Below are 12625 nucleotides of genomic sequence, written 5' to 3' on the forward strand. Positions count from 1 at the left end.
GTTTATCCGAACAGCACGGTGAAGATAGACCCGGACAGCCCGCCAGGTCTGGAGGCGGTACCGATAAAACAAGCAGGAGCCACGCTGAATGAAGGGGCTTTTGAGGCCTGGGCGACACTCCGTGCCGACTATGAATAAGGAGCGCGAGATGAAAGGCAAATCGGGCAAGCGCCAGCGTTCAGGACATCCCCGTTCCGGGGCCGCTGCCCTGCTGTTGGCACAGGCGCTGATTGTCGCGCCGCTGGCGACCGAGGCCGCGGATGACAACAACGTGCACCTGCACGGCGCTCTGGTTGCGGAGCCCTGTGTGATACCGCCGGGCGATGAAGAAATCACGCTGGATTTTGGCACCATCATTGAAAAGTACCTGTACCTGAACACGCGTACTCTCGGGCAGGTCTTCGATATACACCTGGAAGAATGCGACCTGACGCTGGGCAATACGGTGAGTGTGACCTTTACCGGCACCGAAAACAGCGCCTTGCCGGGCCTGCTGGCCCTTGGCGGCGGCAGTGAGGCCACGGGGATTGCCATCGGGCTTGAGACGCCGTCGGCCCAACCGCTGCCACTCAATCAGGCGAGCGATAAATCCCTGCTGCAGGAAGGGAGCAACAGTATTGCGCTGAAGGCCTATGTTCAGGGCGAGCCGCAAGCGATTACGGACAAGTCAATTGGCCGCGGCCCCTTCAGTGCGGTGGCGACCTTCCACCTTGAATATGAGTAGGGGGAAAACAGGATGTAGCAAATGACAATAATCGAAAATATAGGAGTGTTCATTATGCTATGGAAAATTATCATTCTGGGCTTTGTCGGGCTACTTTTGGCCATTATTTCGTTAACTGTCATCGGGCAAGTAACTGTCACCCAAACTTCTGATGGCAACGTAGTACTCAATGGTAATGTCAATGGAATGAACCCTGAACGACAACCGGCTGCTAGTCAGTCCACTACTTCCTCTTTTTATATGAATAAAAAGATTTGGAGCCGCAATCAACAAGACTGGCATTCTCCTGGTTTTGGTGCTGAAAGTATGCGTACCTTTGTCAACAACGCGCTGGCCAGCGGGATCAGGTTATCGAAAATTGGTACCTCTACAACGCAAATAGAACCGTTTATTTTTATCTGCCTGAATGATGCTGGCAGGCTGCTGATGTACTGTTTTCGTGGTGAGGCAATCGGTCCACCACCGGAGCCTGCTAAGTGCACCATTGTCGCGCCCAATCAAGTGAATTTTGGGACTGCTACAGTCGGTAACTTATTAAAAGTAGATGATTATGTCACTGTAGAATGCTCCCAACCTACCAAGGTGACGTTATCGCTGCAGTCCCCAGCAGGCGAGGATAAAATACAACTTGGGCAAGATGCCGTTAGTCAACTCTTCGTTGGACCCAAACGGCAAAGTAATAGTTATGTCTACGAGCAAACTATTAATCCGATGGACATACCCATAGGGTTTGATTTGATAGACACAGGACTGAGCGCGGGTGAAAAGGTTGGCTCAGCTTTGTTGGACTTAACAATTTTATAAGTTGTAGGCCTGGTGCGTTGCTGTCTCCGGTCTATTCATATGCGCTGGTAATTTCACCCGTTGGTTAAAAGGATTTCATAAATTTTTTGATTTGGGTGCATTTGAAACACACCCGGATAAAACGCAACTGCGGAGAATTGAACATGGCTTCGACTGGTTGGGACTAGGGTATTCCCCGCAGGGCCCAGATTAGCCCCAAGAGCAATAGAGAACCATCGGGTACGTATTGTGCGGCTTTTGGGCAGGTACGCAGGCGGAAACTGTCGACGGCAGGGACCAACCTGCGTATGCAGGATATGAGGCCCGGTGGATTAATTGGGCAAAACACCACTTACAAGACATAAGCTGAATGCCTGCTAAACAAATTTTCACTTTGGGATAGCCCATGAACGCATTTATTAAATTACTCATCGTCCAGATCTGCCTCATCCCCCTCGCTGCCGTCGGTGTTCCGTTCCCGTACCTCGAAAACATTCAAATATTGAAATGCGAAGCGGCGAATGGCTACACCTGTGGATCGGCATGGTACTATGTCGACAGCACGATCCTCCTCGACCAAGTCCCTGCCGTGCCGCCCGACCCGTCCGGGGGGTACATTCTGCAGGCCATATCAATTCATTGTAACGTTGGGAGTGGGCCCCTTGGGATCCCGTTCAGCGAGTGTGCTTTCACTGCTGCGGGGCATGCACCCAGTATCACTGATTGCAGGCTCAGGTCCCTGGAGTCCTGGGAACTCACACTGTCGTCCATCTGCTCACTCGACTCTCGCCAATGGATCCATACGGGGGCCGATACTGGTGGTGAGTGTGTCCTCTTCGTCCAATCTAAAGGGTGGACCTCATTCACCGCTCGTACCATCTATGGCCAATTGGATCCTGCCCAAGTCGCCAACAGCGGCTCCACCTATTGCGAGAAACCCTTACCGCCAGACGTTATCTGTAATATCATCCTACCCCCGACGCTCGACCATGGCGTAATCAGTACCAATGCCCATTCTGTCGTTGGTCTTGAGGGGACAGTGGACTGTGGTGCCAAACCTGTGATCACGATCTTGGGGGGGGGCAGCAAAATCCAACTCTCCCCCGGCGTGACCACCGATATTACGACCCAAATGGTCGGGACTGACCATATTCGACTCACCTCGACACTTGATGCCATCAATGCGGAGCCAGGGGATCACCGTGGGTCTGTTGTCGTCATTGCATCGCCCTACTAATCCCGTCCCGGGCCCTGGTGTGCTATCCATTCGCCAACGCTAGGGGGGCCTGACACAGAAGGGGGCAAGTGTCGGTCCCTCCTGTGTCACCGTGCATCCACCCCTTGGTGCTCTACTCCCTCAGGTAACCAATCTACCCACCGCGTAGCCTCGCTGGTTCTTCCCAACGGCACCGACCTTGAATTCATGGTATTTCCGTGTTCTCAATAAAGACATAACAAATACTGCGACGGTAACCTGGGTGGCGGCAGTGATGATGACAAGCTGCCCGTGCCGCAAGGGTTGTCGGATATCACGTGGCTAAGAAGGGGGGCTACATTGAAACGTTAATCATCAGTGGGAGGATTTTATGTGGCTACTGCCCGAAAAAACATCAATTGCAGCCATCCTGGTTTTCCTGGACTGATGTGTCAGAACCCTCGTTTAAATAACAGTGTGCAACGGGCATTGATACCAAAGGCTCCAACCCATACGGATTTAAAGTCACTAAAATAATAAAAATTTGTTTTTTGATATATAATAACGCTAGTGATTAAGTGAAATCACTTGCTAAGGATTTGATTTTAAACTGTAATCATGTAATGAATTGTATCTGGCGTAAAATACCATTGTATTTAAGTGTTATAGTGTTTGTCGATAGCATGGTCATTATAACCTCTGCTTTATTGATGTCTTTTAATGTACTGATTATGAGGGGAGTAGATGGAGTACATAATAAACAATTATGTGAATTTTAATTCATCTGATGGTACGTTGTTTTGCCAAGATGACAGTATTGATATGATTACGCTCAATCGAGTGAGCAATGAATTGCTATTATTGTTTATCCAAAATGTTGGCGTTCCGATAAGCAGGGATAAGTTATTAACTGAGCTATGGGAAAAAAAAGGCCTGAGTGCGTCTAATAATAATCTCAATAATTATGTCTCTATGCTAAGAAAGGCACTGGCACAATGCGGCTGCCCTGGTGTTATTTCGACAATTCCAAAACATGGTTTTTTATTTGAAGCAGATATTATATATATCGCTCCTTCTGTGGCCTCACCTGCCGTTACTGAAGATAATCAATCCCCAACCCCACCATTGGGACATGGAGAGAAGGGGGGTGGGATCGATTTTTTTTCATCCAAAAAAATCAAGATAACGATCTTTTTTTTAGTTTTACTCACTGCAGGCGTTACCGCCTATATACACGAAAATCTGAGACTCAAATCGGTAAGGAGTGAGATTTTTCGTTACCAGCAATGCCGATTTTATCTTATTGATGACATGACCCGCCGACTTGATAGAGGTAAGGTGATTAACAGAATTAATGCCATTATTAAGGATGAGAAAATAAACTGCGCCATTAAAGCTAACGTTTATTTTTCAGCAGATAAAAAAAAGAATACGTCAGGTGATTATGCCTTTTTCGATCTGCTCGGTCACTGTGCTTATAAAAGCAAGGCACCTTGTGAAAATTACATTTACTCCAGGGTAGAAGGTGTATATGAAAATAAAAACTAAGATTTTAGTATTTGTTATCGCTGTAACAGCCTGTGTCATTTTTTGGAAAAACATGCACAAAGATAAAGACTTCAATTGCTGGGCACGCTTACATACTCTAGGTACAGTGGAAAACTGTAAGGGAAAGAGTGTATACGATGTTTTTTTGTCCCTACATTCCGGTGGAGAAGGTTATGTTCTTGTCTCAGGAGAATGGACATGTAAGGGTTCATCACCGAGGTTCGTCGATGGTATAATGAACTTCAGTTACGTGAAGCGGGGTGATTATTATTCTATCCATATGCAGGAACGAAATCAGCAACTCGAGGCCATATTCCGTGTTTTGACATACCGCGATATAAAGTTAAAAGTGACTGCGCTTAATTCTTCGGACTTTGTCCTGACGCTCCCTAATGAAACACTGATGATGTGTACTGAAGATTAATATGGAGTAGTTTGGATATGGTGGAATATTGTAATGGCCGACTGGAAATTGGCAATATTCCACGCCAAGCCTGTTTTTTGTACGGCCTGTTTCGGTGCATTTCCTTGATCACGGCCAGCGTATCAATCGGGCAGAGATCATCCGTCGGTTTAAGCATACTGTTTGTTCAGTATTCGTAAGGCCAAAAAGTAGCTGATTAAAGTATGTATATCCGCTGAGAATTATTTTTCAAATGTCTACTGTCGTGCCGTCAGTGCCCAAGTCATTCTGGCTCCAGGTGGCAGGATAAAAATGAACGCTGTTGTGCCAGTGCCACCAAGATTTACGACGGTGGTAAACTATTTTCCTATGCGTTGCTTTTATTGAAATATAAACCTATAAAAATATATAAAACAGAATATTAATCTATAAATGGCATGGTATTGATTATATAAACCCAATTCGTGTTTTTAAGTGATAACCTCTTTCATGCTTTGACGCTGGATACATGGTTTGCGGATATTCCGAGTAAGCGAATGTACCCAGACAGCTTGAAACTATCATGGGTATTCATCCCGGGATTAATTAATCGTTTAAACGAGAGAGGGTTCTGTGCCAAATCATATTTTTTTTGAAAATGATATGTTGCTTCTGAAATCGCGGATACTGCAGCTGAAAGGCCAGAGTACTGTCGTTGCCTTGAGTAAAAATCAGGCCCTTCTGGTATACTGTTTGATGAATAAAATAAATGAAAAGGCGTTGTTGATTGAATATATATGGCCAAAGCAGAACCATGACTTGATGGAGGGGCGTTATAATCAACTTATTTGCAAAACACGGCGCACGCTAAATGATAATGGGTTTCCTTCAGATTTTATTCTGACCCTGAAGGGTTACGGTCTTTGCCTGAATAGTGATTTCTTTGACAGGAAAGTAAAGTATTCTGACCGCAGTGCATATATATGTAATGAATACTTATTTTTATAGGTAACTGATTATTTTAATAGACCTGTATTAACATGGAACAAATGCCTGATTTACTTGTTATGGATAAGCAAGGTTATTTTATTGTTTCTGAACTTTCAATATTTATGCCCTGAAAATAATATATCAAGCATGGTTTAAGTGTTTGCTTTTGACCTCGGTAGTGATTTTTATGATGTCTTGCAGACAGTAATAACGATGTGCTGACATATAATCTATATCAATATTTTTTCGAAAAATATAAAGTCCTGGCCTTTGTTGACATTGCTTGCCAGCCGGTACCTATGATGAATCACGTTCGGAATCCGGGTATACCCAGTCAGCCTTACCGAGAGAGTATCACACAACTTGTGTTGTGAAATCGAGTCAGTGCGGTTCGCGACGCATCGTCAAAATTTTATTGCTCACCCCAACAAGAAAATCAGGCTTTACATGATCCGGAACCATTCATTCAAGTAATGCTTTTCATTACTTGTTTATGACTTGGGGCAGAGAGCGTTAGCCAAACAAATAGAATTGATCCTGCAGCCACATAAATCCTTCAACATGAGCTCGGCTTTTGGTTGCGACATTTGTCGCTCGGGTTGATCTCGAGCACGCTCGATAAACTGGGTGTGCATGCATTACCGCTGTGTGACGCGTTGACAAAATAATGATGTGTTGTTAGTGCTGTGGCCACTGTGTAACCACGCTTGCACCGCAGATGAACGCCCCCTGTCAGCGATAGTACTGCTGACGGAGGCGTGGCGACGATTTACGATTTTCATCGAAACGGTTCATTACGGAGTATGACTGTTGTCAATACGTAACGTATAGACCATGGTGGCATTGGGCGGCACCTTAGGCGGATAGCCGGTCTCCCCATAGGCCAGCGCTGGCGGAACCACCAAGGTCAATGAACCGTGGTTGCGCAGGTAACTTATCGCCTCCTGGAATAGCGGTGGAAACGCTGAAATCGGTTGTGACAAGACCTTTCCGTTGAGATCCATGTCCTGAATAACAGTGTTGTCGGTCAAGGTTTCTTTTACCACTACGTCAATGACAGCATCCTTTGCAAGTTCACTATCGCCGGCATAATCGACTCGATACCAGAAACCCATTGGAGAAAGGGTCGCACCTTTCAGTTTTTTGAACTTATTGAGGTAGTCTTCATCGCTAATAGCTTGTGCTTGAAGCCGTTTATCACGCGCCGCACTGGCGGTAGCATCGGTTTTTACCATTAATTGGGCCAGTTGCTCCTGCGGCAGTTGCAACTGTCCCGATACGCTGTCAATAACACCGGCCAGTAGGGCATCCCGCTCAACAGGGACTCCCCATTCTTGGCGCTCAGCTATCATCGCCTGAATATCCTGACCCAGCGTTGAACCCGCCGCATAGGATAGGCGGGTTTTCTCCTGCGCCAATTGCTCTGGAGTCATATTCCATGAGGTTCGTTTATGCAATGTAGCCAATTCCGTTTGTGCCTGGTCTATTATCGCCTTTTGTTTGGCAAGTTGCTGTTCATTGTCTTGTAGCGTTGCGCGCAAGGCCTGTAACGTATCTTCGCTCTCCCGGTGCAGTTTTTCACGTTCAGCCTCGGTCTTTTGTGCTGCAACCTTGAGACTCTTGATCTGTTCGTTGGCTTGGGCTGCCATCTTTTTTGCCAAGTCTTTCTGTTTTATCGCCTCGCGAAGCAGGGCAGTAGTTCGTTGTGCGTCGGGTGATCCACGCCAGGCGTCCCCTAAACTGACTACCCATTGCTTCAACGGTTGCAGGTCAGGCAATTTGGGGGGGATAACAACGGGAAGTGAGATTTTTTCTGCCCGTAACGCGCTAACCTCCTTGCGAAGCGTTTCCAGTTCGATGCGTTGCCGCGCTAGTTGCTGTTTGCTGGCTAATAGTAATTGATGTTGCGTACTGGGTTTAGTCGGCGGGGCTGCCGTGCTCGGTTTATCCGGCCTGCGGGCGGGCTGTGTCGGATTTTTTGTCGATATGGCGGCTCCTGGCGTGGTGATTTTTTCTGTGGTCGCCGGTTTTTCAAGCACTTGCTGTTGATACTGTTCGGCAAACTGTAATAAGGCAGGTACACCGTCATCCGCCAACACGTTGCTGGATATCATAAGAGCTGCTAATGTCGAGTAGCTGCGAGTGAACAGCCATTTTTTCTGACTCATTTAACAGGCCCCTCTTTAACCTGCTCTGCTTTCTCAGTCAGGCCGGTCAATACGGCTTGGCTGATGCTGGCGCACAGATAGTTGATTTTATAGCGATATAAAGAGTCAATCGTCTCCTGGGTATTGTTGTTCACCCGGCCACGCAGACTCGCATACTGTGAGGCGCTATTCATCAGGCTGTCGAAGACCTGCTTGTACTGCTGATGCTGTTTTGGATTGATTTTTATTAATGATGCTAATTGATTCTGGCACAGCGTTAATCGCTCGAGCTCACGCTGCCTGAGCTGGGCATCTTCGGTGGCGTTTTGTTCTGTGGTGGCATGGTCCTTGACGGTTGGCTTGCCTGGTTTTTGCGTTTGGCAAGCTACAGAGCCGAGGACAATAAGGTATATGATGCCCATACGAATTGTGTGATTGACCTGTTTATTCATTCTTGCTGCGTATCCTGTTGGGTAGTTTTTCTTTATTTATCATGCTGACATCACTCTTCACCGAAGAGTGATTTGATTGACGTTAATTTTCCGAAAAGGACGCAGCGATTGGGCATTGATGAGGCTCTGCGGTAGACCATTCTGATTGCACAACCAGAGATATAATTCGTAATTGCGAGAAAACCCCAACTTGCGCATGGCAGCACATTTATGGGAGCTCACCGTTTTGATGTGCACACCGAGTTGCCTGGCTATACGGTTAGGCTGCAGTCCCTGCGCAATGGCCGCTAAAATTTGGCCTTCTCGGAACGTTAGCGGCGGACTTCTGTACTGGGCATCATCGGTGGCGCTGTCATTATGTTTTTTGAATGCTGTCTCAAGTAGCTGCAGAACGGTATTTATGCTGTCGTGGCGTTTAATGATACCGGTCCGGTACAGCGTTTGTGAAACTGTCTTGTATCGGACGTTATCCTGGATCAAAAGTACATTCCGCCGGGCATTCATCATTGCTGTCGAATAGGCCTTGAAGAAAGATGTGGGATCATCCGGTACTATTATCAGGTCGGCCAGATAACGGTTCTGTTGAGTTAAAAAGGTGACTGTTGTGTGCCTACACAGGTCTTCAACTTGCAATAAGGCGGTGAGGCCCTGTGTAAAATATTGATCCGAGTCTTCTATAAAGACATTGATATGTTTTTTTTTCATCGCTTTTCCTGGTTATCGTGCGTTGCAGTGATATCGACTAAAGGGGAGGAGAAGCGAACATCGGTCGGGAAAAACAATGCCGCCTCACGGCGATAACGCTCTGCAGTCGCTGGGTGTTTCTGGTGCAGTAATACGGAGATCAGGTTGGCGTAAACATTCTTATCGATGCGTTGTTGCAGGTAGGTTTGTGCCCACAGGCTGTAATCTTCCAGTAGTCGTTCATCACGCGTCCGGTTGTAGGCCATCAGGGCACCGACCTGTTCATCAAAGGTAATACGTTCATGAAGTAGTTGGCGAGTCAGAGAGGGTAACGTTTTTAAGGGGGTAACATCTTCCATGCCAAATCTTTCCACTTGCGTGAGCGTCACCCCCCCCTTAAGGGTAAAGCTGGCCAGCACGGTAATGCCCAGTGCCAAAACGGTCAGGGTCCGGTTCAGTATTCTGCTCGTGATGTCCGGCAAGGTGCGTAGCGTTGGCTCTGTTGTGCTGAGGCGGTCCGCCATGGCGAGCAAAAGCAGAAAAATGACAAAATGCAGCGTCGAAAGGTAGAACGGAAACTCCAGCAGACTATGGATAGCCATGGGCAGCGCAGCAATACTTAGCGCTGTCGTCACTCCGGCCATGCGATGACCGGCTATCAGGGCAGAACGGTCCCGCTTTATCGCCTGCCGGACAATGATTCCTATGCCAACAAGAACCAGCATCATGCCAGTTAGCCCTACCAGGCCACCCTCAACGACCCACAGCAATATTTCGTTATGCGGATGGCGAACAATTTCGGTCACCTGGGTTGGCGAAGCCTGGTAAACACGAAAGTGCTGAAAATCATATTCGAATCCGCCATACCCCCACCCTTGCCAGGGTCTGTCAGCAATCATGGCTAGCGTATCGCGTAACATGGTCCAGCGAGACAGGTTGCTGTGAGAGTGGTCGACCAGAGGAATGAGGGATTGCCCCAAGAGCAGCAATGTACCACCCAGGAATACACCAACAGTCAGTGCTGCAATGGCACTGACGGTTCGTGGCGAGTTGAGGCGACCAAAACGAAAAAGGAGCAATACTGCGGCGATGCCACCCAACCAACCAGCCCGGGACTGAATGCAAATAAGAACGGCAGAGAGCATCGCCAGTAGGATCAGCAAGCCGCACTGGCGTGCGTGCTCACTCCTGGCGCGTTTTAAGGCCAGCCCGGGGAGCAGCAGCAATGCAAGGGCCAGGGTAACGCCGGTAGCGATAAAGCTGGCGAGGACGTTCGGCTGAAAGAATGAGCCGTAGACCCGATTGCCGTAGAGAGAAACCCAGGCATTATCAGGCACAAACCACTGCTGCCCGGCAATAACGGCCTGCACAGCAACCAAAAAGAGTAAGCCATAGAGTGCCGTAAGCACCGTGCATCGGCGCCAGTGTATTTGCAGGCACGAAACAAACCAAAATACCCCGAGCACGGTACCGGCAATTCGCCAGGCGGCACCCGTAGCTCGCATGTCTGTGGTATAGGCTAGCGGGAAGGCTAATACGACAACTCCCGCAGTAAAATAGGTCAAGGCAGGTGAGACTATAATCGCGCGATGATTTGCAGCACGCCGAAACCAAAAACCTAACAACCCCAGGGACAGTCCCAGACATATCAGAATATTGATATGGAAGGCCATTATTAATTCCTCATTCTTTTATTATTTGTTAATAGCTCTTGCCGGTAAGAAATTATCAACAGGAGTGGGGACTGTTTTCTCTAACGGAAACCAGCGCAGTGAATTTCTTACTGCACGATCACTGACGACGATATGATTTTTTCTAACCATATCGAGTAGTAAATAACGCGCTCGATAAATCCCGATATCAAGAGCCATAGCCAGTTGCCGTGTAGAAGGCCAGCTCGTCTGCGGCGGTAACCTATTGTTTGTTACTGGCGGTGCTAACTGTTGTAAAACAATAAGCAACGCATGTTGTAGCCGGAGGCTTTCTCTGCGTGTGACCTTTAGCTCCGTCATTGAATTCGCTCCATATTCCCATCCACACGAGGTGTTGCTATGTGTCGGTGGAAGTGGGGTTACGCCCTTTTGTTGGTCTATTGTAGTGTCATTACGTTTCTTTTTGGACTATAAAATCGTTTGTAATATTTATTTCAGTTGATTATGTCGCATTGTGAGTTTTCGCGATCATATGTTTTGATTTTTACCGTAAAAAAAAAGGTTGTTGGTTTTATATTGTTTTTTTGTTTGACATTAAGAAAATAGCTCTCGGTTTTGGTTTTTTTTTGCAATAATTGATTTCAGAACGAGGGTGTCCCCTGTTCTTATTCTGGATCTGCATGTTGTTTTAACGTGAGTCGATTTTATCTCTCTTTGAGTTATTGTTTTTGCGTAATGGATTGTGCAGTCCGGGGTCCGGAAATAAAACTTTAATCATTAATTATCATTGGAAACTTTATAAATGAACCTGAATAAGACACTTCTGGCTGCTGTAATTGCATTTGGCTCAGCTTCTATGGCACACGCCGCTGACCAAGGTCATGGTAAAGTCAGCTTCACCGGCTCTATTATCGATGCACCGTGCTCTATCGCACCGGAGTCTATCGATCAGACTGTTGACCTGGGGCAGATTTCTAATGTCGCCCTGAAAGACGGTGGCCAGTCCACGCCAAGAAACTTTGAGATCAAGCTGGAAAACTGCTCATTTGGCACCCCGGCTGCCAAGAATAAGGTGCAGGTGACCTTCACCGGTATGGAGTCTGCTGCCGGGAACGGTCTGCTGGGTATTACCGGTAATGCCGGCGGTGCCAGCCTGGCGATCACCCAGGCTGATGGCCAAATCATCACGCTGGGTCAGGCAACCAAAGAGCAGAAATTGCAGGACGGTAACAATACCCTGAGCTTTGCGGCCTACTTGCAGGGTGATGGCGCGTCAGCCACCGTTACCGAAGGTGATTTCCAGGCCGTGACTGACTTTACCCTGGCGTATAACTAAGCCCATTTTTATCCCCTTTATTTTTAATATTGGTGTGTCTGTGCATGCGGGGTTCCCGCATGCCTTTTTTATGCAATTCGCCCAAAGGAATAATGGAAGATGTACATTAATAGAAAAACATTAATCGTATTTTCCTGCCTGTTTCTTTCGGTGTCGTTTTCTGCGCGCGCTGCCGGTGATCTGGCAGGGTGGGGGCGGGTCAATATGCAGGGCAGTATTATTGATACGGCCTGCGCTATTGCGGTGGACAGCCGTGAGCAAAGTATCGATATGGGGGTTATTCCCGTGGCCGATATTATTCGTGATGGCCAGGGGCGCAGTAAATCCTTTTCAATAGACCTGGTGAATTGTGTGCTTGAACGCCCGGGAAAAGCGGACTGGAAACAATTCCAGGTGACCTTTGACGGTGACACGGAAGGGGATTTGTTTGGTGTTCATGGCGGGGTGTCCGGTGTGGGTCTGCAAATTTCCGATGACGTGGGCAATATTGCGTCACCCGGAAAAGCCTTGCCGTTTGTCGATATCATTCCCGGCAGTATGCAATTGAACTACTCCCTGAAACTGGTGGCAAATAATCACGCATTGAAGCCCGGCGATTATTTTTCGTCAATTCGTTTCAAACTGGATTATTTCTGAATACCTCGCGCACGGCGTCGGCAACGATTATTTAAAATAAAAAGGTAAGGGTATGGGATTGTCACCAACAGGAAAGCTGGTTCGACTCCAGGTGGT

The 12625-nt window shown here is 47.5% G+C and carries 10 protein-coding genes; 5 read left to right on the top strand and 5 right to left on the bottom strand.

Annotated elements, in window-relative coordinates:
• Positions 1-148 precede the first annotated feature (148 nt).
• The 3 genes from QZQ97_RS24320 to QZQ97_RS24330 all read left to right on the top strand — a co-directional run bounded on the left by QZQ97_RS24320 (position 149) and on the right by QZQ97_RS24330 (position 4250).
• Positions 149-724, top strand: coding sequence for a fimbrial protein (locus QZQ97_RS24320; protein ID WP_311995485.1), 576 nt, complete (start codon positions 149-151; stop codon positions 722-724).
• Positions 725-745: 21 nt separating this feature from the next.
• Positions 746-1528: a hypothetical protein gene (locus tag QZQ97_RS24325; RefSeq protein ID WP_311995486.1), complete on the top strand. Its 783-nt coding sequence runs from the start codon at positions 746-748 to the stop codon at positions 1526-1528.
• 1918 nt (positions 1529-3446) lie between these two features.
• Positions 3447-4250 carry a winged helix-turn-helix domain-containing protein gene (locus QZQ97_RS24330; RefSeq protein ID WP_311995487.1) on the top strand — a complete coding sequence of 268 codons (804 nt, stop codon included), beginning with the start codon at positions 3447-3449 and terminating at the stop codon, positions 4248-4250.
• Between the two features lie 2166 nt (positions 4251-6416).
• Here QZQ97_RS24330 and QZQ97_RS24335 read toward each other — a convergent pair.
• The 5 genes from QZQ97_RS24335 to QZQ97_RS24355 are packed head-to-tail and all read right to left on the bottom strand — an operon-like array spanning position 6417 to position 10917.
• Positions 6417-7790: an FKBP-type peptidyl-prolyl cis-trans isomerase N-terminal domain-containing protein gene (locus tag QZQ97_RS24335; RefSeq protein WP_311995488.1), complete on the bottom strand. Its 1374-nt coding sequence runs from the start codon at positions 7788-7790 to the stop codon at positions 6417-6419.
• Positions 7787-8221 (bottom strand): hypothetical protein, encoded by a 435-nt coding sequence (locus QZQ97_RS24340; protein ID WP_311995489.1) that lies wholly within the window; start codon positions 8219-8221, stop codon positions 7787-7789. Before QZQ97_RS24340 ends, QZQ97_RS24335 begins: the two co-directional genes overlap by 4 nt.
• Before the next feature lie 57 nt (positions 8222-8278).
• Positions 8279-8926 carry a helix-turn-helix domain-containing protein gene (locus QZQ97_RS24345; RefSeq protein ID WP_311995490.1) on the bottom strand — a complete coding sequence of 216 codons (648 nt, stop codon included), beginning with the start codon at positions 8924-8926 and terminating at the stop codon, positions 8279-8281.
• A complete protein-coding gene (locus QZQ97_RS24350) occupies positions 8923-10578 on the bottom strand; it encodes a PglL family O-oligosaccharyltransferase (RefSeq protein ID WP_311995491.1) in 1656 nt (551 codons plus the stop codon). Before QZQ97_RS24350 ends, QZQ97_RS24345 begins: the two co-directional genes overlap by 4 nt.
• A 21-nt stretch (positions 10579-10599) precedes the next feature.
• On the bottom strand, positions 10600-10917 hold the full coding sequence (locus QZQ97_RS24355) for a hypothetical protein (protein ID WP_311995492.1): 318 nt from the start codon (positions 10915-10917) through the stop codon (positions 10600-10602).
• A gap of 442 nt (positions 10918-11359) precedes the next feature.
• On the opposite strand from QZQ97_RS24355, the gene QZQ97_RS24360 reads away from it, so the two are divergent.
• Together QZQ97_RS24360 and QZQ97_RS24365 are read left to right on the top strand one after the other, a co-directional pair.
• A complete protein-coding gene (locus QZQ97_RS24360) occupies positions 11360-11893 on the top strand; it encodes a fimbrial protein (RefSeq protein ID WP_311995493.1) in 534 nt (177 codons plus the stop codon).
• 99 nt (positions 11894-11992) lie between these two features.
• Positions 11993-12529 (top strand): fimbrial protein, encoded by a 537-nt coding sequence (locus QZQ97_RS24365; protein ID WP_311995494.1) that lies wholly within the window; start codon positions 11993-11995, stop codon positions 12527-12529.
• The last annotated feature ends 96 nt before the right edge of the window (positions 12530-12625 follow it).

The organism is Serratia sp. root2 (assembly GCF_031931805.1).
GTDB lineage: Bacteria > Pseudomonadota > Gammaproteobacteria > Enterobacterales > Enterobacteriaceae > Serratia > Serratia inhibens.

Excerpts from the sequence above, each read along its gene's own strand:
- QZQ97_RS24320 (WP_311995485.1), top strand. The coding sequence starts at position 149 with ATGAAAGGCAAATCGGGCAAGCGCCAGCGTTCAGGACATCCCCGTTCC.
- QZQ97_RS24350 (WP_311995491.1), bottom strand. The coding sequence starts at position 10,578 with ATGGCCTTCCATATCAATATTCTGATATGTCTGGGACTGTCCCTGGGG.
- QZQ97_RS24330 (WP_311995487.1), top strand. The coding sequence starts at position 3,447 with ATGGAGTACATAATAAACAATTATGTGAATTTTAATTCATCTGATGGT.
- QZQ97_RS24325 (WP_311995486.1), top strand. The coding sequence starts at position 746 with ATGACAATAATCGAAAATATAGGAGTGTTCATTATGCTATGGAAAATT.
- QZQ97_RS24355 (WP_311995492.1), bottom strand. The coding sequence starts at position 10,917 with ATGACGGAGCTAAAGGTCACACGCAGAGAAAGCCTCCGGCTACAACAT.
- QZQ97_RS24340 (WP_311995489.1), bottom strand. The coding sequence starts at position 8,221 with ATGAATAAACAGGTCAATCACACAATTCGTATGGGCATCATATACCTT.
- QZQ97_RS24345 (WP_311995490.1), bottom strand. The coding sequence starts at position 8,926 with ATGAAAAAAAAACATATCAATGTCTTTATAGAAGACTCGGATCAATAT.
- QZQ97_RS24360 (WP_311995493.1), top strand. The coding sequence starts at position 11,360 with ATGAACCTGAATAAGACACTTCTGGCTGCTGTAATTGCATTTGGCTCA.
- QZQ97_RS24365 (WP_311995494.1), top strand. The coding sequence starts at position 11,993 with ATGTACATTAATAGAAAAACATTAATCGTATTTTCCTGCCTGTTTCTT.
- QZQ97_RS24335 (WP_311995488.1), bottom strand. The coding sequence starts at position 7,790 with ATGAGTCAGAAAAAATGGCTGTTCACTCGCAGCTACTCGACATTAGCA.